The organism is Streptomyces sp. SudanB5_2050 (genome assembly GCF_964272335.1).
Classification (GTDB): domain Bacteria; phylum Actinomycetota; class Actinomycetes; order Streptomycetales; family Streptomycetaceae; genus Streptomyces; species Streptomyces rochei.
In genome coordinates this window covers 7607629-7632533 of the sequence record NZ_OZ186760.1, presented here as the reverse complement: position 1 = coordinate 7632533, position 24905 = coordinate 7607629, and the positions used below count along the sequence as shown (strand labels likewise).

The 24905-nt window shown below is 72.4% G+C and carries 25 protein-coding genes; 10 read left to right on the top strand and 15 right to left on the bottom strand.

Annotation, left to right across the window (positions count from 1 at the left end):
• Window positions 1-79 precede the first annotated feature (79 nt).
• Complete coding sequence (locus ACFZP7_RS33375; protein WP_030968290.1) at window positions 80-928, bottom strand: LysR family transcriptional regulator; 849 nt, start codon at window positions 926-928, stop codon at window positions 80-82.
• Window positions 929-1021: 93 nt separating this feature from the next.
• On the opposite strand from ACFZP7_RS33375, the gene ACFZP7_RS33370 reads away from it, so the two are divergent.
• Entirely contained in the window at window positions 1022-1897 is an 876-nt protein-coding gene (locus ACFZP7_RS33370; protein WP_127436750.1) for an NAD(P)H-binding protein, read from the top strand.
• A gap of 118 nt (window positions 1898-2015) precedes the next feature.
• Here ACFZP7_RS33370 and ACFZP7_RS33365 read toward each other — a convergent pair whose 3' ends face one another.
• Both ACFZP7_RS33365 and ACFZP7_RS33360 read right to left on the bottom strand, forming a co-directional pair.
• Window positions 2016-2744 carry a GAF and ANTAR domain-containing protein gene (locus ACFZP7_RS33365; protein WP_385637890.1) on the bottom strand — a complete coding sequence of 243 codons (729 nt, stop codon included), beginning with the start codon at window positions 2742-2744 and terminating at the stop codon, window positions 2016-2018.
• Between the two features lie 182 nt (window positions 2745-2926).
• Window positions 2927-4651 carry a SpoIIE family protein phosphatase gene (locus ACFZP7_RS33360; RefSeq protein WP_385637888.1) on the bottom strand — a complete coding sequence of 575 codons (1725 nt, stop codon included), beginning with the start codon at window positions 4649-4651 and terminating at the stop codon, window positions 2927-2929.
• Window positions 4652-4843: 192 nt separating this feature from the next.
• Here ACFZP7_RS33360 and ACFZP7_RS33355 point away from each other — a divergent pair, with 192 nt between their 5' ends.
• The 3 genes from ACFZP7_RS33355 (at window position 4844) to ACFZP7_RS33345 (ending at window position 6842) form a co-directional block, all read left to right on the top strand.
• Window positions 4844-5449 carry a dihydrofolate reductase family protein gene (locus ACFZP7_RS33355; RefSeq protein WP_385637885.1) on the top strand — a complete coding sequence of 202 codons (606 nt, stop codon included), beginning with the start codon at window positions 4844-4846 and terminating at the stop codon, window positions 5447-5449.
• 215 nt (window positions 5450-5664) lie between these two features.
• Window positions 5665-5994, top strand: a complete 330-nt coding sequence (locus ACFZP7_RS33350) for a hypothetical protein (protein WP_030968297.1) — start codon at window positions 5665-5667, stop codon at window positions 5992-5994.
• 59 nt (window positions 5995-6053) lie between these two features.
• Window positions 6054-6842, top strand: coding sequence for an ion channel (locus ACFZP7_RS33345; protein ID WP_063769567.1), 789 nt, complete (start codon window positions 6054-6056; stop codon window positions 6840-6842).
• A gap of 75 nt (window positions 6843-6917) precedes the next feature.
• On the opposite strand, the gene ACFZP7_RS33340 is transcribed toward ACFZP7_RS33345, so the two are convergent.
• The 4 genes from ACFZP7_RS33340 to ACFZP7_RS33325 form a co-directional block, all read right to left on the bottom strand.
• Window positions 6918-7652, bottom strand: a complete 735-nt coding sequence (locus ACFZP7_RS33340; protein WP_385637882.1) for an SDR family oxidoreductase — start codon at window positions 7650-7652, stop codon at window positions 6918-6920.
• A 280-nt stretch (window positions 7653-7932) separates the two neighbouring features.
• Complete coding sequence (locus ACFZP7_RS33335; protein ID WP_385637880.1) at window positions 7933-9009, bottom strand: PP2C family protein-serine/threonine phosphatase; 1077 nt, start codon at window positions 9007-9009, stop codon at window positions 7933-7935.
• A gap of 243 nt (window positions 9010-9252) precedes the next feature.
• The gene (locus tag ACFZP7_RS33330; protein WP_385637878.1) at window positions 9253-9642 is read right to left on the bottom strand and encodes a VOC family protein; all 390 of its coding nucleotides are present in this window, start codon (window positions 9640-9642) and stop codon (window positions 9253-9255) included.
• Window positions 9643-9726: 84 nt separating this feature from the next.
• A complete protein-coding gene (locus ACFZP7_RS33325) occupies window positions 9727-10974 on the bottom strand; it encodes an MFS transporter (protein ID WP_385637877.1) in 1248 nt (415 codons plus the stop codon).
• 124 nt (window positions 10975-11098) lie between these two features.
• On the opposite strand from ACFZP7_RS33325, the gene ACFZP7_RS33320 reads away from it, so the two are divergent.
• On the top strand, window positions 11099-11656 hold the full coding sequence (locus tag ACFZP7_RS33320; RefSeq protein ID WP_019328279.1) for a TetR/AcrR family transcriptional regulator: 558 nt from the start codon (window positions 11099-11101) through the stop codon (window positions 11654-11656).
• A 58-nt stretch (window positions 11657-11714) separates the two neighbouring features.
• Here the strand turns inward: ACFZP7_RS33320 and ACFZP7_RS33315 are convergent, their stop codons facing one another.
• The 6 genes from ACFZP7_RS33315 to ACFZP7_RS33290 all read right to left on the bottom strand — a co-directional run bounded on the left by ACFZP7_RS33315 (window position 11715) and on the right by ACFZP7_RS33290 (window position 15701).
• A complete protein-coding gene (locus ACFZP7_RS33315) occupies window positions 11715-12527 on the bottom strand; it encodes a GvpL/GvpF family gas vesicle protein (RefSeq protein ID WP_210903072.1) in 813 nt (270 codons plus the stop codon).
• Complete coding sequence (locus tag ACFZP7_RS33310; protein ID WP_019328277.1) at window positions 12524-12838, bottom strand: gas vesicle protein K; 315 nt, start codon at window positions 12836-12838, stop codon at window positions 12524-12526. Before ACFZP7_RS33310 ends, ACFZP7_RS33315 begins: the two co-directional genes overlap by 4 nt.
• A 109-nt stretch (window positions 12839-12947) precedes the next feature.
• The gene (locus tag ACFZP7_RS33305; RefSeq protein WP_234310844.1) at window positions 12948-13880 is read right to left on the bottom strand and encodes a gas vesicle protein GvpJ; all 933 of its coding nucleotides are present in this window, start codon (window positions 13878-13880) and stop codon (window positions 12948-12950) included.
• Window positions 13870-14433 (bottom strand): gas vesicle protein, encoded by a 564-nt coding sequence (locus tag ACFZP7_RS33300; RefSeq protein ID WP_385637875.1) that lies wholly within the window; start codon window positions 14431-14433, stop codon window positions 13870-13872. The genes ACFZP7_RS33305 and ACFZP7_RS33300 overlap by 11 nt, the downstream gene beginning before the upstream one ends.
• 28 nt (window positions 14434-14461) lie before the next feature.
• Window positions 14462-14629: a hypothetical protein gene (locus ACFZP7_RS33295; RefSeq protein WP_385637873.1), complete on the bottom strand. Its 168-nt coding sequence runs from the start codon at window positions 14627-14629 to the stop codon at window positions 14462-14464.
• The gene (locus tag ACFZP7_RS33290) at window positions 14622-15701 is read right to left on the bottom strand and encodes a B12-binding domain-containing protein (RefSeq protein ID WP_019328274.1); all 1080 of its coding nucleotides are present in this window, start codon (window positions 15699-15701) and stop codon (window positions 14622-14624) included. Before ACFZP7_RS33290 ends, ACFZP7_RS33295 begins: the two co-directional genes overlap by 8 nt.
• A gap of 362 nt (window positions 15702-16063) precedes the next feature.
• Between ACFZP7_RS33290 and ACFZP7_RS33285 the strand changes: the two genes are divergently transcribed.
• On the top strand, window positions 16064-16486 hold the full coding sequence (locus ACFZP7_RS33285; protein WP_019328273.1) for a DUF6003 family protein: 423 nt from the start codon (window positions 16064-16066) through the stop codon (window positions 16484-16486).
• On the opposite strand, the gene ACFZP7_RS33280 is transcribed toward ACFZP7_RS33285, so the two are convergent.
• On the bottom strand, window positions 16467-17255 hold the full coding sequence (locus ACFZP7_RS33280; protein WP_385637871.1) for a DUF1838 family protein: 789 nt from the start codon (window positions 17253-17255) through the stop codon (window positions 16467-16469). The two genes, ACFZP7_RS33285 and ACFZP7_RS33280, sit on opposite strands and share 20 nt — an antisense overlap.
• A 252-nt stretch (window positions 17256-17507) precedes the next feature.
• On the opposite strand from ACFZP7_RS33280, the gene lanKC reads away from it, so the two are divergent.
• From lanKC to ACFZP7_RS33260, 4 genes are all read left to right on the top strand, one after another.
• On the top strand, window positions 17508-20090 hold the full coding sequence (lanKC, locus tag ACFZP7_RS33275; protein ID WP_385637868.1) for a class III lanthionine synthetase LanKC: 2583 nt from the start codon (window positions 17508-17510) through the stop codon (window positions 20088-20090).
• Window positions 20091-20142: 52 nt separating this feature from the next.
• Complete coding sequence (locus ACFZP7_RS33270) at window positions 20143-20271, top strand: SapB/AmfS family lanthipeptide (protein WP_018849360.1); 129 nt, start codon at window positions 20143-20145, stop codon at window positions 20269-20271.
• 116 nt (window positions 20272-20387) lie between these two features.
• Window positions 20388-22142 (top strand): ABC transporter ATP-binding protein, encoded by a 1755-nt coding sequence (locus ACFZP7_RS33265; RefSeq protein WP_127432429.1) that lies wholly within the window; start codon window positions 20388-20390, stop codon window positions 22140-22142.
• A 32-nt stretch (window positions 22143-22174) separates the two neighbouring features.
• The gene (locus ACFZP7_RS33260) at window positions 22175-24007 is read left to right on the top strand and encodes an ATP-binding cassette domain-containing protein (protein ID WP_385637865.1); all 1833 of its coding nucleotides are present in this window, start codon (window positions 22175-22177) and stop codon (window positions 24005-24007) included.
• A 46-nt stretch (window positions 24008-24053) separates the two neighbouring features.
• On the opposite strand, the gene ACFZP7_RS33255 is transcribed toward ACFZP7_RS33260, so the two are convergent.
• The gene (locus ACFZP7_RS33255; protein WP_019328268.1) at window positions 24054-24653 is read right to left on the bottom strand and encodes a response regulator transcription factor; all 600 of its coding nucleotides are present in this window, start codon (window positions 24651-24653) and stop codon (window positions 24054-24056) included.
• Window positions 24654-24905 lie beyond the last annotated feature (252 nt).

Here is a 24905-nt window from a genome sequence, read left to right as displayed (position 1 = left end):
GGAGGTACTACCCCGGTAGGGGGTGGAGGAGGCGGCAGGCCCGCGGCTTGCGGGGTGCCGTCCTGCTCCGAGGGGGTGACTATCCGTGTGCACCGCCCACCGAAGTCGCCGTGCGGACCAGCGCGGCAGTCGCCCTGGAGCGGGACTGTTGGGGCCAGGCGATCGACAGGGTGGCCGGGGGTGCGTCCGGGACCTCGCGGTACTCGACGCCCGGGCGCGGGTAACGGGCGCAGACGGATTCCGGGAGCAGGGTGACGATGTCCCCGAGTTCGACGAGTTTGAGCAGTTGGGCGAGGTCCTGGATCGCGTATCGGTCGACGATGGCGTCGAGTTGGCGGGCCAGGCAGCCCTGCGCGTCGTGCTCGGTGCGCGGGAGACCGAGATCGGCGAGAGCGACGCGGTCATGGGCGGTCAGGGGATGGCCGGCCGGGAGCGCGGCCAGGCGGCGTTCGACGGTGACCGGTTCCGCGTCGAGGCCCGTGCGGTCGAACGGTTCGTAGATCAGGGCCGCGTCGGCTTCGCCCCGGCGCAGCAGGCTGGGCTGGTCGCGCCAGCCGGAGAGGCGGATCGTGACCGGCTCCGCCTCGGGTTCGGCGGCGTAGCGGGCGAGGATGGACTCCAGCAGGCCCCCGTCGCCGTCGGCCTTCACGGCGAGCACCAACTTCGGCTCGGCGGCGCGTTGGGCGCGGCGCCCGGCTGCGTGCAAGGCGTCCAGCGCGGTCCGCGCCTCCGCCAGCAGCACGGTGCCGGCCGGGGTCAGCGCGACGCTGTGCGTGGTGCGTTCGAAGAGGGTGACGCCCAGCTCCGCTTCGAGGTTGCGGATGGCGCGGGACAGGGGCGGGGCGGAGATGCCGAGGCGTTCTGCCGCACGGGCGAAGTTCAGTTCCTCGGCTACGGCGACGAAATAGCGCAGGGGGCGTGACTCCACGGCCTGACACCTCCAACTGGTATGTCCCTGAGGGTAACAAGCCGGATCACTGCGATCCTTCCGTCGTGCCGGGCCGGGGCAGATGCTTCTTCCATGATTGTCATCACCACTCCCACCGGCCAGATCGGCCGACAGGTTCTCGACGCCCTGCTCGACGGCGAGCGGCAGGTCCGCGTGATAGCCCGTGACCCTTCCCGGCTCTCCGCCCGGGTGCGCGAGCGTGTCGACGTGGTTCCCGGCTCGCACGGCGACCGCGATGTCGTCATGGAGGCGTTCGCCGGCGCGGACAGCGTGTTCTGGCTGGTGCCGCCGGACCCCCGGACGGACAGCGTCGAACGCCACTACCTGGACTGGACCCGTCCCGCATGCGAGGCGATCACCCGTCACGGGGTCGAGCGCGTCGTCGCGGTATCGACCCTGGGCACCGGGATCGAGAAGAACGCCGGGCACCTGACGGCGTCCGTGGCGAAGGACGAGCTGATCAAGTCCACGGGGGTGGGTTTCCGGGCGCTGCGGGCGGCGGCCTTCATGGAGAACCTGCTCGGGCAGGCCGATTCGATCAGGGAACAGGGCGCGTTCCACCTCCCGTCGCGGGCGGACCGGGTCCTCGCGACGATCGCCACCCGCGACATCGCCGCGGCGGCCGTGCGGCTGCTGCTCGACGACTCCTGGAACGGTCAGGCCGGCGTCCCCCTGGTCAGCCCCGATCGCCTCTCCCCCGACGACATGGCTCGGATCATGTCCGAGGTCCTGGAGCGTCCGGTCCGTTGCCGGCCGGTCCCCCTGGACGCGTACAAGGAGGCGGCTGTGAGCCGCGGGGCCAGCGAGGGCTGGGCACAGGGCCTGGTCGACATGGCCGCGGCCCAGATCGACGGCGCGTACGACGCCGAGCACCACTCCGCTCAGCCCTCCCCGACCGGCTTCCGGCAGTGGTGCGAAGAGGTACTGAGGCCGGCTGTTCTGGCCTGAGACCACGTCCCGCAGGGGAGCCCGACGCCCCAGGGAACTTCTGTCGATGTATCGACTCACCTGCCGTGCGAGCGTGCCGGCCCCTGGCCTGCCGACCACCTGGCCGTCGCGGCGTTCCTCAGGGCCGGGGAGGGAGTGCCGTTCCCTCCTGAGGCGGTTTCCCGGCGATGTTGGTCAGGAGTTCCACGCACAGGTCGCGCATCTTGACGTTGCGATGCTGGGACGCCTTGCGCAGCAGGTCGAAGGCGTCCTCAGCCGAACAGCGCTGTTGCGCCATGATCACGCCGATGGCCTGGTCGATGGCGCTGCGGGACCGCATCGCCCGCTGGAGGTCGGTGGCGTACGCCTCGGCGTCCGCGAGGCGCTGGGCCAGAGCGATCGCCCCGGTGGCCTCGGCTGCCAGGGTGCGCAGGTCGTGGAGGCCGACGTCGGAGAAGCCCGCCGCCTCGGCGAAGTACAGGTTGAGGGCGCCTGCCGTGTGCGTGCCGGGGGCGACCGGCAAGGAGACCGAAGAGCGCGTACCGCAAGCCACGGCGTAGGCCGGGTAGGGCCCCCATCGCTCCTCGCCCAGCATGTCCTCCACGATGATCTCCTGGCCCGTACGCAGAGCCCGGAGACAGGGGCCGTCGTCCTGCCCGTACTGGGCCTCGTCCAGGTCGGGAGCGCCCGTTCCGGCGCTCACCACGGTCGTCGGCCGGTGCTGACGCTCCAGGGTGAGGCCCGCGCCGTGCGCGGCGGGCGCCGTGGCCAGGGCGTTCTCCACCAGGGCCTGGAGGAACCGCTCCAGCGAGTCGGTCTCCAGCAGCAGGGATGTCATGTCCGGTGGTCGGGACGTCTTGTCACTCATACTGCTCTGTACCCTTCCCGGCCCCGACAGCACGGTCCGTCACCGCCCCGGTCCCGGTGCCCGCGCGGGGACGGACGCTGACACCCCCACTCCATCACGCACGGGCGTGCCGCGCGAGACGCCCGCTGTCGCCGCTGGTCAGCGGCCTCCCCGTCGGCGGGGACCGCCGGGCCGCCGCTCGTTCACCGCGGAGCGTTGCCCGGCCGGGATTCCTTCGGGGTGCGCAGGGTGAGGAGGGCGACGTCGTCGAGTCCGGGGGGCTGGACCCGGCGCAGGAGCTGATCGGTGAAGGAGGGCAGCGGGCGGTGCGCGAGGGCGGCGGCGTGATGTCTCAGGCGGTCCAGACCGTCGTCGATGGTCCGGCCGGGTGCCTCGATGAGGCCGTCGGTGTACAGCAGCAGTGTGCAGCCGGGCGGCAGCTGAACCGTGGCGTCGGGGCGGCGCACGCTGACTCCCGTCCCCAGCAGCAGACTGTGCCCGTCGGTGAGGTACTCGGTCAGCCCGTCACGGGTGACGAGCAGCGGCGGGGGGTGCCCGGCGTTGGACCAGGTCACCTGCCAGGTCCCGTCGCTCGTCCGGGAGACCCGGGCGCAGACCAGGGTGGCCATCGAGACGTCGGTGATCGGCATGATCGCCTCGTCCAGACGCTCCACGATCCGGCTGGGCGGTGTCTGCTGGGACCACGCGTAGGCGCGCAGCATGTTGCGCAGCTGGGCCATACCGGCCGTGGCCTCCAGGTCGTGACCGACCACGTCGCCGATGGCCAGCGCGGTCGCGCCGTCGGACAGACTGAAGGCGTCGTACCAGTCACCGCCCACCTGGGAGGCGTCGGGGGCCGGCAGGTAGCGCACGGCCAGCTGCAGTCCGGGTACGCGGGGCATCTGCGGCAGCAGGTGGTTCTGCATGGTCTCGGCGACCGCGCGCTGGCGCTGGTAGAGACGCGCGTTGTCCAGCGCCAGACTGGCACGGCGGGCGATGTCCTCGATCAGGGGCAGGTCGGCGGTGGTGAAGTTCCCCGGCTTGTCCGCCCGGCCCAGCGTGAAGGCTCCCAGTACCTCCCGGGTACCCCGGAGGGGGACGACGACGGCCGAGCGGATGCCGGTGGCGTCGAACAGACGGCGCTGCTCGACGGCGATGCCGGAGTCCGGAGGGCTGTGGTAGACGTCCGGATCGACCAGCGCCGAGGCCACCCCGCGCAGGGCGCGCGACAACGGCATCGGTGAGTGTTCGGGCACGGGCGGCATCGGTCCTTGGAGTTCTTCGTGCGCCACGAGGCTTCCCTCCTCCGACTGGACGACGGCGGTTCGCCACACTTCGTCGTGCTCCGTGATGAGGTCCACGACGGCCCAGTCCGCGAGCCTGGGCAGAACCAGGTCGACGAGCCGGCGCAGGATCTCGTCGACGTTGAGGGTCGAGGTCAGCCGGGACGTGGTCTCGGCCAGGAGGGCCAGCCGTTCCAGTTCACTCAGCGGTTCCGCGGCTCCCTCCGGACGCGGCTCGGTGGAGCCCGTCCGCTCTCGCGGGTGGAAGATCACCAGTGTGGTGGGGCTTCGGTCCCCCGAGGAGTACGGGACGATGAGCCAGGAGACGGGCAGGACGGAGCCGTCCGCCCGGGAGAAGTAGTCGTCGTCGCCCTGCGCCGGCTGACCGGCGTGGAACGCCTGCCGCATGGCGCACTGGCTGACGTGGAGCGGCTGCCCCTGGGCCCCGCGGTGCAGCAGTTCATGGGCGTCCTCCCCGAGGAGGTCTTCGGCCCGGCGGCCCAGCAGCCGCTCGACGCCGCTGTTGGCGGCGAGGATGCGGCCCTGCTCGTCGACGAGGTACGCACCGGTTCCCAGGGCCTCCAGGGCCTCGGTGATACCCGGCCGTCGAGTAAGCCTCGCCGTCTCGTCGTGTGCCCCAGTCATCGCCCCGTCTCCTCCCGGCCGGTGCCCGGCCGCCGTTCCCCCTCAGCCGCGTTCCTGAGGGTTCCCCCAGACATATGCCCCTCCACGATCGGAAATCCGCCTGGTGACGGCGATGGGCCTCACCGCTTCCCACCGATGAGTTTGCCGCTCCCGGCCGGTCCTGTCTCATGGCACCTAGGAAAGGACATTGCCATGTCGGAGCTTCTCGTCGACTTCATCACCTCCCTCGACGGTTACGCGTCAGGAGAGGGGTGGCCCGGGTTCTGGGGCCTCGAGGGCCCGGAGTACCTCGCATGGCTGGGCGAGCAGCCCGAGGTCACCTACTTGATGGGAGCGAACACCTATCGTCTGATGTCGGGCTTCGCCGCGGGCGAGGTTCCGGAGGGCCAGGACGAGTTCAGGCCCGAGGAGGAGGCGTCCGTCGACGAGCTGTCGCGAGCGTCCAAGGTGGTGTTCTCGTCTTCCCTCGAGGAGCCGCTGAGCTGGGCCAACTCCACGCTCGTCCGCGGCGACGCCGTCGAGGCGGTCCGCTCCATGAAGTCGGACGGCCCGGGCCTCCTCAGCACGATCGGCAGCCTCAGCCTGTGCCGGTCCCTGCTGCGGGCCGGACTCGTCGACCGCTTCCGAGTCGTGATGTTCCCGGTGATCACCGGGGCCACGGGCGCGGAACGCATCTACGACGGCTATCCGGACGTCGCCCTGGAGATGATCGAGCACCGCACCTTCGACGGCCGCATCCAGCTGGTCGAGTACACGCCCCGTGTGCTCGAGCACCCGCCGCTCGGCGCCCCCGCCTGACGTCGCCCCGTCCGCCGGTCCGGACGGCAGCCGCCGCCCACGCCCGGCAGCCGATGACGGATCGGCGGGGCGTCACACGCCCCGCCGGAGTCATGTACCGCCGGAGTCACGCGCCGCCGGAGTGCCGCCCCGGCACCTGGGAGTGGTCCTTCGATCTTGCCGAGGTCACGGAAACCCGGTCGAGTTCATCCCGGCCGGGCCGTAATCTGGCCGGCGTGGCCCACGCGAAGACCTCCTATGTCTGCCTGCCTTGTCGTTCCTCCTACAAGCAGCCCTACCTCGGCGACCACGACCGGCTCTGCCCGCGCTGTGCCGAGCCGTTGATCCACGTGGGTTCCGCCTTCGCGCCGCCGCGGCGACGCGACACCGCCGCCTGGCGGACCCTGTCGGTGCTTCTGCATGCCGGTGTCCGCTTCCACAAGAGCTGCTGCGGCGGTCCTGGCTATCGTCCGCGCACACTCGGTGAGGTGCGCGAGCGCATGGCGTACGCGCGCAGGACCGGTGAACCGTTCGCACGTGCCTTGGTGCGCCGCGAGCTGCCGTAGCCCTCGCCAGGTCTCGTGCCGGGTCCGCGGATCCCGGCGCTCCCGCCAGGGTTTCTACCATGGCCCGCATGTCCGATACGCATGTCACTGACCGCTGGGAGCAGCGCACCCAGCTGCCGCTGCTGGCGCTGGCCGTCCTCTTCGCCGTGGCCTACGCGCTGCCGGTGGTCGATCCCGACGCGCCCGCGCGGGTCCTGTTCGCCTGCCATGTAGCGAACTGGGTGGTGTGGGCGGCCTTCGCGATCGACTATGCCGTACGGCTGTGGCTGAGCGAGGACCGGCTGCGGTTCGTGCGGCGCCATCCGCTGGCTCTGCTGGCGGTGTTGCTTCCGCTGCTGCAGCCGCTCAGGCTGCTCAAGCTGGTCTCGATGCTGCTGCTCGCGGGGCAGCGGGCGCGGATGGCCTCGCAGGTCAGGGTGACGACGTACGTCACGGGATCGTGTCTCGGACTGCTGGTGTTCGGAGCGCTGGCGGTGCTGGAGGTGGAACGCGGGCAGCCCGGGGCGTCGATCCAGACACTCGGGGACGCCCTCTGGTGGGCGTTCACGACGATGACGACCGTCGGATACGGCGACATGGCGCCGACGACCGGTCTCGGCCGGGTGCTGGCGATCGGGCTGATGCTGTCCGGGATCGCGCTCCTCGGTGTGGTCACCGCGAACATCGCGGCGTGGTTCATCTCCCGCTTCGAAAGGGACGATGCGGAGGAGCGGCGACAGACGGCGGCCATCGAGGCGCTGACCGAAGAGGTCCGGGCGCTGCGGGCCCAGGTGGATCTGCTGCGGGACCCGCAGGGAGCGCTGGGCGAGCGCAAGGTACTGGCGACTCCGAGGCCGGAACATGACTGAGCGGAGGGGAGCGTGGACGAGACCGGGAGGTGAGCCCACCGAATGGGCGACCGGTGGTGCGTGGTGCTCTGCGCGCTATTGGGCGCTCGCGGTGGGCCGGACCACGATCTCGTTGACGTCGACCTCCGAGGGCTGGGAGACGGCGTAGGCGATGGCCTCCGCGATGGCGGAGGCGGGCAGTGCCACGGCGCGGTACGCCTTCATGGCCTCCCTGGCCGTGGGATCGGAGATGTCGTCCGCGAGTTCCGACTCGGTCACACCCGGCGAGACGAGGGTGACCCGGATCTTTCCGGCGGACTCCTGGCGCAGTCCCTCGGAGATCGCGCGGACGGCGAACTTGGTGGCGCAGTAGACCGCGGCGGTCGGCGAGACCTCGTAGGCGCCGACGGAGGCGATGTTCACGAAGTGCCCGCCTCCCTGGGCGCGCATCATGGGCAGGGCGGCGGCGATGCCGTGCAGGACTCCCCGCACGTTGACGTCGATCATGCGGTCCCACTCGTCGGTCCGCAGCGCGTCCAACGGCGAGAGGGGCATCACTCCGGCGTTGTTGACCACCACGTCCACTCGGCCGTAGCAGTCGCGTCCGGCGGACACGAAGGCCCGTACGTCATCGGCGTCCGTGACGTCCAGCCGCTGGAACGCCGCACTGCCTCCGGCTGCGGTGATCTCCTCGGTCAGCGCTTCGAGACGATCGGTGCGCCGCGCACCGAGGAGCAGACGGTGGCCGTCGGCGGCGAGCCGGCGGGCGGTCGCCTCGCCGATCCCGCTGCTCGCTCCGGTGACCGCCACGACCTTGGCTGCGTCCGTCATACCCGCGTTTCCTCTCGGTAGAGCACCAGGTGCTCGTGGTGGAGCCCGCCCTCGCCGACGTCGCCCGTCGCACGCGTCCACGAGTGCGGATCTCTCCTGCTCGACCGAGTCTGGTCAGGTCGGCGACGGCCCACCAGGCTGTGTGGTGCCTGGGTGCAGCGCACCCAGGCAGCACGCCGGGCGGGTTGCGACCGCGGGGTGTCGGGATGCCGAGTCATGGCATGCGCCGGGTCATCGGACCGCGGCGTGAGAAAGTCCCCGGGTCGCCGTCCGGCCGGTGTCAGTCCTCGTCGGGCGGGGCGGCGGGTTGGAACGCGATGGCGACGAGGTCGTCGCCCAGGGTGGGCGCCCACCGGGCGACGTCCTCCTCCAGAAAGGTGACGAGACCCGTGGGGGAGATCGGCCAGGCTCGGCCGGCGCAGTGGCCCTGGAGGCGTTCGCGCAGCGGGTAGAAGGTGCCGGCGCCGTCGCGCGCCTCGGTGACCCCGTCGGAGTAGGCGATCAGGATGTCACCGGGAGCCAGAGTGTGCGTCACGGTACGCGGGGGCGCGGGCAGCAGGTCGCCCATGCCCAAGGGGAGGCTGTGGTCGGTCTCCACGACGGATGCCGTGCCGTGCTGGACGGCGAGCAGAGGCTGATGGCCTCGGTCCAGGATCCGTACGGCACACGCGTCCTCGGAGAACTCGAGCAGGACGGCCGTGGCGAAGACCTCGTCCGCCGGTCCGGGGGTGTCCCCGGGCATGTAGGCCGGCCGCCCGTTCCCCATCGGCTCCATCGGAGGGTTGTCGCGGTCCAGTTGCAGGGCCACGTCGATCCGCTCGGCCACCTGGCTCAGCGACGGATGGAGCAGCGCCGCCTCCTGGAACGAGGAGATCACCGTGGCCACGGTCTGCGTCGCGCTGATGCCCTTGCCCTTGACGTCTCCGACGATCGCCCGGATGCCGAACGGCGTCGGACGGACGCTGTAGAGGTCACCGCCGATGAGCGCTTCGTCGTCGGCCGCCCGGTAGAAGCCGGCCAAGCGCAAGGAGCCGATCCGTTCGGGCAGTGGGCGCAGCAGGGCCAGTTGCACGGCCTCGGCGACCGCCTGTACGCGGCGGAAACGGCTCTCGGTCCGGCGGCGCACCACACACAGCGACGCCGACAGCACCGTGACGGTGGCCAGAACGGTCAGGGCCACGATGGTCATCGGACCGATGTAGTCCTCGAGCCCTTCGGTGACCACCAGCAGCACACATCCGGCGGCGCCGATGGCGAGCACACCGACGGGCGGATAGGTGAAGAGGGACAGCACCACCGAGGCCGCCAGCAGGGAGCCGAAGAAGTAGCGCGACGGTGTCAGCTCGTCGAGCACCATGGTCGCGACGATGAGAGCGGGCGGGACCCAGCGGAGCCATGAGGGTGGCCAGGGATGCTGCTCGTCCCACTGTCTGTGCTCCGTCGCAGCCCGCCCCACACCCACTCTGTCACCCCGTCTCTCGCAGGTTCCCGGCCCATGACCTCCGTGAGCATCATGCATGAGTGAGCACGTCCTGAAGGGCACCAACCCACCGCGGACCGGTGGCCGACGGCAGGCGGTGCGATACCGGAAGGCGTCCGGTCAGGTGAGGTAGTCCGCGCGTCCCTCGTCATCCAGTTCGAAGGCGCCTTCGGGGATGATGCAGAACTCGTTGCCTTCGGGGTCCGCCATCACCAGGAACCCGCCGACGTCGTACTCCTCCAGCCGGCGTCCGCCGAGCGCCTCGACACGCTGTTGCTCCGCGGCCGGGTCGGGTGAGGTGACGTCGAAGTGCATACGGTTCTTACCGGACTTGGGCTCGCCGGATCGCTGGAACCCCAGGCCCAGGCCGTTCTGCCGCTGGAGCCACACATAGGGTCCCACGCGGCCCACGACCGGTCGGCCCAGCAACTCGGACCAGAAGACGGCCAGCCGCTCAGGGTCGGCGGCATCGACGATGAGGGCGTTGATCTGCATAGGTGAGTCCGCCATGCCCTGATCCTCTCAGAGCGCACAGGGCAACGCCGTGCCGGCCGCGGCCCGCGCGGTGCCGGGCTCGGTGAACCGGTTGCGCGGTCAGCCCTCGACGCGCTGTCCCGGCCGGTCCACGGCGAGTTCGACGGGGGCGCCGGTACCGGTTTCGCGGTGATGGGATGCGCGGGTCCCGGCGGCAGGGGCCGCGAGGACGGCCGTGGCGACGAACGCCAGGACCACGATCATCGCCGGACGCAGTCCGTAGTGATCGCCCAGGAAGCCGAGGGTGGGCGGACCCACCAGGAACGCGATGTAGCCGATCGTCGCCACGAGGCTGACCCGGGCGGTCTCGTCGGGCCCTGAGTCGCCCGCCGCCGAGAGGGCCACCGGAAAGCCCAGGGACGCGCCCAGTCCCCAGAACAGAACGGCGGCCGCGGCCACGACGGCGTTGTCGGAGAAGATGACCAGGCACAGACCGATGGCCCCGGAGACCGCGCTGGCGCGCACGACGGTCGCCCGACTGTAACGCCTGAGGAAGAAGGCACCGCCGAAGCGTCCCAGGGTCATCGCGGCGGCGAACCCCACGAAGACGAGCGAGCCGACGGCGGCGTCGAGACCGTGGCCGTCGACCATGAGCAGCGGCAGCCAGTCGTTGGCGGCACCCTCGGCGAGGGCCATGGCCAGGACGATGGCGCCGATCATCAGGAGTCGCCGGTCCTTCCACACCTTCGGGCCCGCGGGCCGCGCGGCATCCGAGGCGGGCGGCGTGGCACGGACCCCCGTCCCGGCGGGGACGGCGCCGATGGCGTACCCGAAGATCGCGGCCGTCACCGCGGCCACCGCCAGGAGGTGCCAGTGGGCGGGGAACGCCGTAGCGGTGGCCGCCATGCCGGCCAGGCCGCCGATGACGGTGCCCAGGCTGAAGCACCCGTGCAGCGTGGGCAGGACCGCCGTGCCGGTGATCCGTTCCACGTCGGCGCCGTCCACATTGATCGCCACCTCGCCCGAGCCGACCCCCACGCCGAACACGCACAGCCCCGCGGTGACCAGGGGCGCGGAGCCGAGGGCGCTGCCCGCGCCCACGATGACCACGCTCGCGATGACGAACAGCGTGGCGAGCGCCGTCACGGGTCTGGTCCCGAACCGCGACACGAATCGGCCGGAACAGAGGATGCCGACCATCGAGCCGACGGACAGACCGAACAGCACCAGCCCCATCTGCCCCGTGGACACGTCCAGACGGTCACGGACGTCCGGGGTGCGCGTGATCCATGAGGACATGGCGATGCCGTTGAGGAAGAAGAAGAGGTACAGCGCCCGGCGGCGTCGGCGTACGGCACGGTCTGTCAAGGTGGGGCTCCGCCGGGGTTGGAGACAATGAGGGACGGGCAGGCGACGGTCCCGCGCCACCGACCGAGTATGAACAAATGTACACATCGGGTCGGCGATCGAGAAGACAAGGCGGACAACGGCGATGACAGGCAGCACTCGTGGTCCCAACGACCCCCGGCGCCGCGAACGCATCCTCGATGCCGCGCTCGACGTCATCGCGGAGCACGGCGCCATCAAGGTGACCTACCGCAAGATCGCGGAAGCGGCGGGTGTACCGCTCGGGTCACTCACCTACTACTTCGACGACATGCAGCATCTGTTGACCGCTGCCTTCACCCGGCTCGCGGAGACCGTCTCCACACGCTACGGCGCCCTCCTGGAGGCCGCGCGGACCCGCCGGGAGGCCGAGGAGGCGGTCGTCGAGATCATCTGCGGCAAGGTCTGGGGTACCGACCGCAACCTCCTGCTCAGCTACGAGCTCTACGCCTTCGCCACCCGCAATCCCGAGGTGCGCGCCGTCATGCGCTCCTGGATGGAGGCCAGCCGGTCCTCCCTGACCAGGCATTTCGACCCCCTCACCGCTCGGGCCCTGGACGCGCTGGTCGAGGGATTCTCCATCCACAACTCCGTCGACCTGCGGCCCACCGACCGCGAGGAGGTCGCCGTCGTCGTCCGTGCCGTCGTCGACAGGCACGGTTGACGCGGTCCGGGCAGGTCGCGCGCCCGCCCCTCGGTTGCCCGGTGTGGATGCGACGCCGTCAGCCCACCGCGGGCTCGGTCGGTCGCTGGGGGCGGGCCTCGGCGAACGAGTACGGCGGCCAGGGGCCGAGGAAGCGGATGCGCAGCGCGGGCTCGCCGGCCTGTGCCTCGCTCAGGACGGCGCCGACGGCCTCGACGTCCTGGTTCCGGACGAGCAGCGCCGCGGACAGAACGTCCGTCTCTCCGGGGACACGGTGGGCCGGTCCCCGGTCGCGAAGGTCCTCGGCGACCGCGAGCAGACGGCGCCGGAGCCCGGCGTGGAGCGTGTCCGCGAGTCGTCCGGCCGTGTTCTTCTCCCGCTGTTCGCGCTGTTTGGCGAGCAGGCGCCGCATGCCGGGCGACCGGTCGCCCGCCTCCGTCCGCTCCGGGGCCGACGACGTTCCGTCGGCCGTGGCGGCGGCCGCCCGGTCCAGGGTGACCTCCACGCGAAGCTCGCAGCGCCCGGCGAGCGCCCTCAACTGGCCGGTGATATCGGCGTGCTGTTCCGCGACCCACTCCCCCAGGCGCTGCTCCGCGCTCCGCCCGGCGTCGGTGTCCTCGGCCACCAGAACGTTGAAGGTCATCGGCAGCAGAGTGCCGACGCGTTCCCAGACCGTGGTGACCGCCTCGTTCTGTTCGGCAACCCAGCGCCGTACCTCGGCGTCGCCGCCCTGGTAGGGGGCCGGCGTCGCGTCGTGCACCAGCGCGGCGACGCCCGTGCCCGGGACTTCGGCGAGCCGCAGGGGACGCCCGTCGAGCCCGGTGACGCCGTCGGCGGCGCCCTGCCGGTCGGGCAGCAGGGCGTACACGTACAGTGCGGTGTTCTCGGTCATCGCCCGGCCTCCTCCGCCCAGCGCTGCGGGTTGATCAGCTTGTCCACGACGTCGTCGACCACGTCGTCGAGCCCTCGGTGCAGGTCGGCGACCGAGGCGACGATGCCGTGGTCCTCCTTGATCTGTTCCATCGCCTCGTCCAGTTCCAGCAGGGCGTCGGCGAGGCGTTCGGCTTCCTCCGGGTCGAGGTCACCGCCGTCGATGCGGCGCATCGCCTGGCGGTCCAGGGCTTCCTGAATCACCTCGACCAGGGTCACGACGAGGGACAGCACACCGTGCTTGAGGCTCTTCTCGTCGACGGTCAACGGCATGGTGCCTTCTCCTCTTCCCGCAGTTCCGCAGTTCCGCAGTTCCGCTGTTTCCGCAGTTCCGCTGTTTCCGCACTTCTCGCCCGTGCCGTCCGGCCTGCTTCCGGGCCGCTCACGCGGGGGCCGCCGCGGGGCTCGTCGACGAGAGCCGCCGGGCCCAGCGGTCCGGGTCGTCGGCGGCGAGCCGGATCTCCTCGCCCGTGGTGGTGCGCAGTACCAGGACGCTCCCCTCACCGCCGGGGCCGTATCCGGACACGCGTCGCACCCCGGCCAGGTCGGTCAGGGGCAGCACCAGTGCGGGCCGCGCGTCCACGGGCGACTTCCAGGTCAGCCGCCCTGCCGTGAGCCGTGCCTGTCCGCCGCGCCACAACGGGCCGGACCTGCGCGGTTCCTCGTACCACAGGTGTCCCTCGGCGATCGCCGGCTCCTCTTCGGGGACGGCCCCGGACGGGAGGGCGGGTGCGAGCCGTCCGGCGCGGACACGGTCGAGCAGGTCGTACAGGGTCTCCGGCTCCCCGGCGGAGAGCAACTCCCGCCGTCCGTCGGCCAGCGACACCTCCAGGCGCAGGCGTTCCTCGCCGCCGACCGTCCGCTCCGGTGCGAGCCGCACGTCGCGTACGGTGTCGAGATCGGCCTCCCAGAGCACTTCCCGGGGTTCTTTGCGCAGGACGACGAGGCGCTGGTCGGTGAGGTACACGGTCCCGGGACGCCAGCCGTGGTACACGCCCTCGGTGAGCAAGTGGCCTCCGCTCATCCGGCGGACGACGCTCTCCCCCTCGCGCAGGTCGAGGGCGCGGTGCACGGTGGAGCGCTCGGCCCACGCGCGCGTGGCCTCGTCCCAGTTCCGCATCATGCCGTACTCCAGCATCGTCTCCATCCCGGCGACGGCCGCGCGGACCGAGACACCGATCAGCGGGATGTCGGCGACGGCGACGATGAGGTCCAGATGCAGCACCGCGCCCTTGTTGAGCAGGACCTCCACCAGGTCGTCCAAGGTGACCCGGGGTTCCCGCGTGGGCCGCATCGGAGTCCGGTCACTGTCCACGCCGCTCGGCCTCCCGATCGGCGCCGGCCTGGTCGGGGGCGTCGTCCGCCTCACCGTTCGCCGGGTCGTCGGCCGCGGAGTGGGCCGTCAGGGCGGCTTGCCCGGAGTCGTCCCGCAACCGGGACTGGGCGCTGCGCCAGCCGCACCACGGGCACCACTGGTCGAGCAGTTGCGCGACGGGGACGCGCTTGCCGCATGCCGGGCAGGTCTCCCTCTCCTCCCGGGTCTCCCGCCAGGCAGCGGTCTCCGTGTCCGTGCCGGAGGGGAACTCGAGTCCGTAGCGGGCGGCCGTCTCGAAGGAGGCGAGGGCAGCGCGCAGCCGGATGCCGAGCAGTTCGACCCCGGCGACCGAGACCATGATGTCGGCGTTCAGCACCAGGCCCTTGTCCAGCAGTGTCTCCACGACGTGCGCGAGGCTTCCCTCGCCGTCCCGCCGGGGCTGCATGGGGGCAGCGCCGACCGCCGGCACCGTGCGCGCCGCCGGGTCGTGTCCGGGGGCGGCCGCCGGGAACCGGCCCTCGCTCGGAGTGGTCCTTCCGGTAAAGCTGCTCATCCCAGCCGCCTTACCGGTCTTCCACCATTCACACACCGCGAAGTGACGTGCCGGGCGAGCGGTCGCGCCGCTCGACCGCCGCTGTACGGCGATGACCGCGCGCGGAGGCGTCATCGGCTCCCGCCGCGCGCACGGTCGGCGCGAGCAGTTCGTGGAAGGTGCCGAGGGTGAAGGCGGGGAGTGTCAGATCACTCATGCGCGGGTGCCGGGCCGGGACGGTCGCCCTCGATGGCGTCGGTGCCGGCCTCGATCATGCCGAGACTGCGCGGAAAGTCGTGGAGCTGGTCGGCGAGGATCCGCAGACCGGTGACGAGCGAATGGGCGGGCACGCCACGCGCTTCCAGGATGCCGGCCGTCCACGTCAGGAAATCGGTGAAGAGGCTCGCGTCGTCCAGGTAGAGCGCCGTGACGAGGAAGTCGACGAGGTGGGCGATGTCCTCGGCGGTCCGCTCACGCTGGGCGTCGCTGTAGGCGCGCATGGCCGGGAACCGGCTGTCCAGGTCGGTCAGGACCTGTTTGACCAGTCGCGGCCGCGACTGTGCGACCGTCGTGTACTCCTGGTCGACCAGGTGCGGCAGGTCGTCCACGGCCTGCCGGGTCACCGACGGGGCGGGCCGGCGCAGCCCGGCTTCCAGGACCGCGGCTGCTTCTCGGGCGTCGGCCGCCCACCGGTCGGCGCCGAGCGCCCGGGCGTACCGTCCGTCGGGCCCGAAGGCGCGCCCGCCGGTGACCACGGGGACGCCGATCGCCTGGCACGCCGTGATCGCCGTGTGGGCGGCGGGCAGGTGGGTGGGGATCGACCCGGAGAGCAGCATGGCGTCCGGGTTGGTGTGGTGCAGGTGGGCGATCAGGTGCGGCGTCGGGGTCTGGGCCCCGAGGAAGTCGACACGCCACCCGCGCAGCCGGAGGACTTCCGAGACCAGGCGGGCCGGGAAGGCGTGCCATTCGCCGTCGACGCAGCTGACCGTCACGCGCCCGAGCCGGCCGGTGCGGCGCTCGGCCGCAGGCCGGCGGTGGGCGAGGGCGGCGACGACACGTTCGTTGATGGCGGTCGCCGCGTGCTCCTGCGCGACGGTGATGCGGTTGGCCGCCCACTCCGAGCCGATCCGCTCCTGCACCGGGGCGATCACCTCCAGGAGCAGCGTCTCCTCGTCGACGCTCTCCGCCAGGGCCGCGTCGACGACGTCGACGGCGCCGTACTCGTCGCCGTCCACCACCGCCTCCCACAACCGCCGACGAAGCTCGCTCACGTCGGTGAGATCACTCACCCCTACCTCCTGGCGTTCTCTTCCGTCGGCGACGGACAGCGGACCGGTTCTGACGCGGAGCTTCGCAGCCCGTCACGGAAGCGGAGGCACGCGTCGTGCGCACCTCACCACCTCACTGCTCGGCCAAGACGTTTCCCCGGCAACCGTCCCGCAGCCATCGCGTCGGTGCAAGGCGCCCAGAAAAGGACCACGCAAACATCATGCTCGGTGGGGACCGTCAAAGCCTCCTGGTCAGAGCCGCAAGCAGGCGTCCGTCACCGCGTACGGAACGATACAGCGGAGCCTGTACTCGCGTGGTGAGAGGGACGGCGGCGGGTACAGGGAGACCGTCAGGACACGAACTTCGCCTGTGAGGAACCGGGATGACCGACGACGCCTACCTCGTCCTGCTGACCGAATCGGCCGCACCCCTCGGCACGCCGCTCGCGGCCGTGGGGGACGTGGCCTGCATGGACACCCCCGCGGTCCGCGGATGGCTCGACGCGCAGGGTGTGACCGCGTCGTCTCCGTGGCTCCGTCTGGTGCCGCCGGAGGAGACGTCGGCCGTCCCCGAGGACGCCGAGCGGCTGCCGGTGCCCCTCAGCGAGGAGGAGCTCAGTCGCCTGCGGCACACGGTCGCACCGGAGAGCGTCGCCCGACTGGAGGAGGAGCTGCTGGCCTACCGTTCCTGTGCGGAAGGCCGTGAAGCACTGCTGACCCGTGCGCTCGCGGCCGGTGTGCCGGCGCACCGCATCGCGGAACTGACGGGCGAGGAACTGAGCAGCGTCAAGGCCGCCGCCCGGTGAACCCCGGTTCGCGGTAGCTCTCGGCCTTCGGCGGGTGGAGCTTGCGGAAGTAGGTCCAGCTGGTCTCGTTCGGCTCGGTCCACGTCTCCGGGGCATGGGCGAATTCCGGATGGTGGCCGGCGACGTAGGCGCGGGTGCGTTCGGGTACTTCGGCGTACGAGCCGAGCTTGCGGCCCCGGCAGTGGAAGGTGAGACCGCCGGGCCGCTGCCCGCGCGCCATCCACGGCAGCCACGGGGACATCCGGGTCCACGACATGGTGGCCGGCACACTGGGCGCCCCTCCCGCCAGGTCCGCACGGCGGGCGAAGAACTGGAAGCACTCCAGCGCCTTGTACGTGTCGCCGGACGAGTGGACGGGATACTCGGCGACCGGCAGCGGCGAGGGGTAGGCGAGCGGGATCTCCAGGCTGAAGCAGACCTGGTCACCGAGGTCGGCGACCGGCACCGGGAAGGGGCGCCACTTCTGGTTGGCCGGGTCGTTCCACACGTGTACCACCGGCTGGTCCCGCCAGGTTTCCAGGATCTCGCGGCTGTCGGGGTCCAGGTAGAAGGCGGCCTCGCGGGTGAGCAGCCGGTAGGCCCCCTGGCCGTCCTCGGGGTCCTGGACAAGGCGGGCGACGTTGAGCCCTTCGAACCCGAGGACGCGCTCGTACGGCTCGTCGGGTGCCCAGGAGTACACGTCGCCGGTCCACCAGTACGTGACCTCCTCCCCGTCGAGCGAGGCCCGGATGCGGGCGAGGGAACGGAGCGTTTCCGCGGGTGTCGTCATGCACGCACCCTCTCAGTCCCCGGGCTGTGACGCGCCGTGAACCGGCCGGCCGGCACGGTCCGGCCCGGGGCGCGCCCGTGCCGCCACCACCTCCACGGTGACGGAAGCCGTAGTTCCGCCCTCGCGCGGTGGAGGTGAGCGCCCAAGTTACCTGTGCGTTCCGCACGTCGGAGAGGTGACAGCTGTGACTGTCGCCGGTGCGGCGGCCCGTGACAGCGTCTTACCCGTCACCGACCGGTGGAGGGAGAAGGCGTGAACAAGGGCTACGCCGTGTACTGCGACGCAGACCCGCACTTCTACGACGCGCCGCACCGTGCCGCTCCCGGTACGGCGACCGCCGGCACCCGGTACGCGGTCGCCGACCTGCCGGTGCCGCCGGGATGGCGGCGCACCGAGATCGGCGACTGGCTCGCACTGCGTCCCGTGGACGCCGTACTGCCGGCGCAGGGCTGGAAGATCCACCTGTCCGCCTGCCTGGACAACGCCGAGTCCGTCCTGGCGCGGGTGCGCGAGTACTGCCTCGACCGCGCCGTCGCCTTCAAGTTCGTCCCGAGCCGCTACCTGCTGCACCAGCGCAACGCCAAGTACGCGGACCGGTCGGGCAGCGGGAAGTTCGTCACGGTGTACCCGGCGGACGACACGCAGTTCGAGCAGGTCGTGGGCGAGCTGTCGGCCCTGCTGGAGGGCGAGCCCGGCCCGCAGATCCTGAGCGACCTGCGGATCGGCGGCGGTCCGGTGCACGTGCGCTACGGCAGCTTCACCCGCCGCAACTGCTACGACGACCAGGGGGAACTGCGGCCCGCCATCGCCGATCCCTCCGGCGAGTTGGTGCCCGACGTCCGCGGACCGGTGTTCCGCGTACCCGACTGGGTGAGTGTCCCGGGCTTCCTCAAGCCGCACCTCGACGCACGGGCGACGGTCACGATGACCGGCGTCCCCTACACCGTCGAGTCGGCCATCCACTTCTCGAACGGCGGGGGCGTCTACCGTGCCCGTGACACCCGCACCGGCGAGACGGTCGTCCTCAAGGAAGCCCGTCCGTACGCCGGACTGGCGGCCGACGGCGCGGACGCAGTGGCGCGGCTGGACCGTGAACACCGGGCGCTCGAACGGTTGTCGGGGCTGGCCTGCACGCCCGAGGTGCGGGACCGCTTCGCGGTGGGCGAGCACCACTTCCTGGTCCTCGAACACCTGGACGGCAAACCCCTCAACACCTTCTTCGCCCGGCGGCATCCGCTCATCGAGGCGGCACCGGACGACCGTCGGCTGGCGGAGTACACCGAGTGGGCGCTCGACATCCACGGCCAGGTGGAGCGAGCCGTGTCGGAGGTGCACGCCCGGGGCGTCGTCTTCAACGACCTGCACCTGTTCAACATCATGGTCCGCGAGGACGGACGGGTGGCCCTGCTGGACTTCGAGGCCGCGCACCACGTCGACGAGCCGGGGCGCCAGACGGTCGCCCACCCCGGGTTCGTGGCTCCTGCCGGCCGGCGGGGCACCGCCGTGGACCGGTACGCGCTGGCCTGTCTGCGCCTCGCTCTCTTCCTGCCGCTGACGAGCCTGCTGGTCCTGGACCGGCGCAAGGCGGAGCACCTCGCCGACCTGATCGCCCGGCAGTTCCCCGTGCCCCGCGCGTTCCTGGACGCGGCGGTGGACGAGATCACCGGCGCTCCCCCCGGTACGCCGGTCGTCCGCCGCACCGGCCGTCCCTTCGTCCCGGTCCCGCCCGGCGACTGGCCCCGCAGCCGGGACTCGATGACGGCGGCCATCCGCGCGTCGGCCACGCCCTCGCGCGAGGACCGTCTCTTCCCGGGAGACGTCGCCCAGTTCGCCACCGCGGGCGGCGGGCTCTCGTTCGGCCACGGAGCGGCCGGGGTGCTGTACGCCCTGGCCGAGAGCGGTGCGGAGCGCGACGAGACCGCGGAACAGTGGCTGCTCGACCGGACGGCTCAGCCGCCCTCGGGGATGCCGCTCGGCTTCCACGACGGGATCGCCGGCACCGCCTGGGTCCTCGACCGCCTCGGCCACCGGGACCGGTCGATGGACCTGGCACGCATCCTGGTCGGACAGCGGCTCGACCGGCTCACCACGGACCTCCACAGCGGGACGGCCGGGATCGGGCTCGCCCTGGACTGCCTGGCCGCCCGCACCGGCGACACCGCCCTGCGCGACGCGGCGACGCGGTGCGCCGACCTGAGCGCCCGCCCCCCGGCCGAGGACGCGCCGGGCCGCCGCGGCCGGGCCGGACTGCTGTACGGCGCGACGGGCAGTGCCCTGCTGTTCCTGCGCCTGTACGAGCGCACGGGCGACGCCGGCCTGCTCGATCTCGCGCGCGACGCGCTGCGCCGGGACCTCTCGCACTGCGTGCGCGGCGCGGGGGGAGCCCTCCAGGTGGACGAGGGCTGGCGCACCATGCCGTACCTGGGCGCCGGGAGCGTGGGCATCGGCATGGTGCTCGACGACTACCTCGCGCACCGCGCCGACGAGCAGTTCGAGCGGGCGCGGACCGAGATCGTACGCGCGGCGCAGGCCATGTTCTACGCCCAGCCGGGGCTGTACCGGGGGGTGGCCGGCATGGTGCTCTACCTGGGGCGCACGACCGCCACCGGCCCGGGCACCGGCTCCGCGGCGATCCGGCGGCAGATCGACGCCCTGACCTGGCACGCCATGTCGTACCGCGGTCATCTCGCCTTCCCCGGTGAGCAGATGATGCGTCTGTCCATGGACCTGTCCACCGGAACGGCCGGGTGCCTGCTGGCCGTCGCCTCCGTCCACGGCGACCGGCCCGCCGGTCTGCCGTTCCTCCCCGCGCCGCGAAGTCAGCGGCGCCCCTGAGCCGGCCCCGTCGGGGCCGTGAAGAGAACCCGTCGTACGGAAGGAAGATCACATGAACCTGTTCGAGCTGCAGTCGCTGGAGACCCCGAAGGAAGAGGCCATGGGCGACGTGGAGACCGGCAGCCGCGCGAGCCTGCTGCTCTGCGGCGACAGCAGCCTCAGCGTGACGACGTGTAACTGACGTCGTCCGGATCGGCCGGCACGGTGGACGCGACACACCGCGTCCACCGTGCCGGCGCCTACCACGAGAGGGGCAGACCGGTGGGAATCGCTCCGGTCCCGGGGCGGACGCCTCCGGTGGCCACGCCGCCCGGCACCGGCCCGGGGCGCGCGCCGGAACTGCTGGTACTGGGGTGTTCGGTCACCGGGGCCGCCGCTGCCGTAGCCCAGCCCTTCGTCCTGGGCCGCACCCTCGACCTGCTGCTGGGCGGGCACGACGCCGGTCCCTGGCTCGCGGCGAGCGTCGCCCTCCTCGTCGGCGAGATCCTGCTCGACGGCCTCACCGCGTTCCTGACCGGCCGGTGCACCGCCGACTGGACAGCCGCCATCCGCTCCCGCGCCCTGCGGGGGCTTCTGCACGCCGTGCCCGACACCGCCCGCGCGCACTCCCCCGGTGACGTCGCGACCCGGCTCACCCTGAACGCCTCGGACGCGGGCGCCGCACCGACCGCCAGGGCCGCCCTCACGGCCTCGCTCGTCACACCGGCCGGCGCCCTGATCGCCCTGGCCGTCGTCGATGTGTGGGTCGCCGCCTGCGTCCTCGTCGGCCTGCCGGCCCTGGCGTGGGTACTGCGGACCTTCGCACGGGACACGGGGACTTCGGTCGGGGCCTACCAGCGGGTGCAGTCGGACATCGCGTCCCGGCTGCTGGAGGCCGTCGAGGGCGCGGAAACCGTCGCCGCCGCCGGTACCGCCGCCCGTGAACGCGAGCGCGTCCTGCGACCGTTGCCGGAACTGGGCACGCTCGGTGAGCGCATGTGGAGGCTGCACGGGCGGGCGCTGGCCACCGGCGGTGTGCTGGTGCCGCTGCTGACCGTGGCCGCCACCGCCGTGGGCGGGCTCAGGCTCGGAGCGGGTGCCCTGACCGCCGGCGAGTTGCTCGCGGTCATCCGGTACGCGCAACTGGCCGCCGGGATCGGAGGCGCGGCCACGCTGGTCGGTGCGGTGGCCCGGGGACGCTCGGCCCGGGAGCGCACCCGCGGTCTCGAGGGACTGCCCGCCCTCTCGTACGGGCCCCGGACGCTGGCTCCGGGAGGGCCGGGCACGCTCGAACTGCGCGGGGTACGGGTCTCGCGTGACGGTACGGAGGTCCTGCGGGCGGACCTGCTGACGGTGCCCGGCGGCCGGACCGCCGCGGTCGTGGGGCGCAGCGGCTCGGGCAAGTCCGTCCTGGCCGCCGTCGCCGGCCGGCTGCTCGACCCCGACCGTGGGCAGGTCCTGCTGGATGGAACACCTCTCCCTTCGCTGACCCGGACGTGCCTGCGCGCCGAGGTGGGCTTCGCCTTCGCGCGTCCGGAACTGGGCGAGCGTACGGTCGCGGAGGCGGTGGCCGCCGGTCCTCGCGCCGTCTCCCCCCACCAGGTCAGGTCGGCCGTCCGCCTCGCCGGTGCCGACGCCTTCGTGCACCGGCTGCCGCGGGGGTACGACACACCGCTCGCCGACGCGCCCCTGTCCGGGGGTGAGTACCAGCGTCTGGGGCTGGCCCGGGCGTTCGCGCACACGGGACGGCTGCTGGTCATGGACGACGCGACCTCCAGCCTGGACACCGCCACGGAGCACGCGGTGGAGCGGGCACAGCGGCGCTCCCCCTCCGTCGTCACCCGGCTGGTCGTGACGCACCGGCCGTCGGTGGCCGCACGGGCCGATCTGGTCGTCTGGCTGGAGGACGGCCGGGTCCGGGCGGTGGGCCCCCATCGACTGCTGTGGCGGGAGGCCGCCTACCGGGCGGTGTTCGGTGCCCGCGAAGAAGGCGCCGAAGCGCCCTCCCGCGACCGCGACGGCGAAACCGCCGCGGGGCCGGCCGACACGCTGCAGAAGCAGGCACGGCCGTGACCCGCTCGGAGGAGGACCGGGGAGGCGCGGCCGTGACCCGCTCGGAAGAGGACCGGGGAGGCAGTGCCGTGACCCGCGCGGAGCACCGGCGAGGCGCGGCGGACGTCCGCCGCCGGTCGGGGGACGAGCACCGGCTCGGGCCGTCCGCCCGTCGTTTCCTCGCCGCACGCAAGGCCGTGCTCGCGCGGCTCGCGGCGTGGTCGGTGGCCGAGTCGGCCCAGACCTTCCTGGTCGGCTACGGCGTGGCCCAGGCCCTCGACCGGGGTTTCCTCGCCGGGGACACCGCGGCGGGGCTCGGCTGGCTGGCCGTGGCGGCCTGTGCGGTGCTGCTGGGAGCGCCGGTGATCAGAGGGGTCTTCGCCGAGTTGGCCGGGCTGACGGAACCGCTGCGTGACCGTCTCGTGCGCCGGGCGGTGGACCGCTCCCTGGCCCGCGCACTGGCCCGTCCCGGCGGCGGGGACAAGGCGGCCGTCTCACGGCTCACCAACCAGGTGGAGATGGTGCGGGACAGCTTCGCCGGTGTGGTGCTCACCCTGCGCTCGTTCGTCTTCACGGCGGCCGGCGCACTCGCCGGCCTGCTGTCGCTGCACCCGGCTCTCCTCCTGGTCGTCGTACCACCGCTGGCCGGGGGCGTGGCCCTGTTCCTGCTGACGCTGCGTCCGATGGCGGCGGCCCAGCGGCGGGCCCTCGCGGCGGACGAGGCGCTGGGCGACCACGCCGCGCGGGTGCGGAAGGCGCTGCGCGACATCACCGCGTGCGGTACTCAGCAGGACGTGTCGAGGGACGGAGAACGCCTCGTCGCATGTGCCGCGGCGACCTCCCGTGTCCTTGCCCGCTGGGCGGCGGTACGGGCCGTGGCCCTCGGGGTCTCCGCCCAACTGCCCGTGCTGCTCCTGCTGGTGTGCGTGCCCTGGCTGCGCGCGCGGGGTGTCACCACCGGCGCTCTGCTGGGGGCGTTCACCTACCTCGCGCAGGCGCTGCTGCCCGCGTTGCACACCCTCATGACCGCCATCGGCGCGGCGGGGAGCCGGCTGCTCGTCGTCCTGGAACGGTTCACGGGCCCGGAGGAGGGCCCCTCCGTCGCCGGCGCGTCCCCGCTCCCGTGGCGGGCGACCGTCCCCGGCCTGCCGGCTCCGTCCCGGTCGCGGGCGGCTCCCGCGGTGGAGCTGCGCGGGGTGACCCTCCGGTACGGCGCCCGGGCGGAGCCGGTGCTCGACGCGCTGGACCTGCGTGTCGAGGACGGCGAGCACGTGGCCGTCGTGGGCCCCAGCGGCATCGGCAAGTCGAGCCTCACCCGCATCGTCGCCGGTCTGTGCACACCGCAGACCGGTACCGTGCGGGTCGCCGGCCGGGAGGTCACCGGCCACCTCCCGGCGGAGCTCCGCGCGCTGCGGGTCCTGGCCCCCCAGCAGGCGTACGTGTTCACCGGGTCGGTCCGCGACAATCTGACGTACCTGCGCCCCGACGCCTCCCGGGCCGCCGTCGAGGCCGCCGTCCTGGAGCTGGGCGCGGCGCCCCTCGTCGAGCGGCTGGGCGGGCTCGACGCGGACCTGCGGCCCGACGCGCTGTCCCAGGGCGAGCGCCAGCTGATCGTGCTGGCGCGCGCGTACCTGTCCGAGGCCCGGCTGCTCCTGCTCGACGAGGCGACCTGCCACCTGGACGCCGCGTCGGAGGAGCGCGCCGAGGAGGCGCTGGCCCGGCGTCCGGGAACGCTGCTGGTCGTGGCCCACCGCATGTCCTCGGCGGTCCGGGCCGACCGGGTACTGCTGCTGGACGGCCGCCGGGCGGCGTACGGCACACATGAGGAACTGCTCGAACGCTCCTCCCTCTACCGCGACCTGGTGGGGCACTGGAGCCGTACCTGAGGGTACGGGGTCCGCCCGCCGGGTGTCCGTACGCCTCCGGCCCTCCTCACAACCAGCCGGCGTTCTGGACGATGCGGATCGCGTCCACGCGGTTGCGCGCCCCGACCTTGCGGATCGCGCTGGCCAGGTAGTTGCGGACCGTCCCCCGGGACAGGTGCAGGCCGACGGCGATCTCGGCGACGGACGATCCTCGTGAGGCTTCGGAGAGGACGCTCAGCTCGCGGGCCGTCAGTGGCATCTCCGAGGCCCGCAGCAGCGCGACCGTGAGCCGCTCGTCGAGGAAGCGCTCCCCCTTGGCCACCATGTGCACGGCGTCGATCAGCCGCCGCGCGGGCGCGTCCTTGTCCAGGAACCCGAGCACGCCGGCGTCGAAGGCCCTGCGCAACACCCCCGGCCGCTCGGGTGTCGCGAGGACGACGAGCCGCGTCCCGCACCGGCCCCAGAAGGACGCTCGGGCCACTTCGTCCCGCGGGCCCTCCAGACAGTGCCCGTCGACCACGCACACGTCCACGGGTAAGTCGTGGTCGTCGGGCTCGTCGCAGCGGGCCGGCATGGACGACACCTCGAGTCCGTCGGCGGACCGCAGCAGTTGTACCAGCGCCGACCGCAGCAGCGCGGCGTCGTGCACCACGAGAACACGGACCATGTGCAACCCCCTGCCTTCCCCGGCCGTCCCTGCGGACCACCGGGCTCGTCCCCCAGTCCCCAAGCCGTCTGCCCCTGGGCGCCCCCCGAGAAGCACACAGTCCGGTCGGACGGGGGCGAAGCGATGCCAACACGCCGTTCTGGACGCCCGGAACGCGGCCCCTGGCGGTGAGGGCTCAGGCCGGAACACGTCCCTCGCGCACCGGGTCACCGTGATGCCCCCGGGAGGCGGGATGTGCTGTGGCTGCTCCCG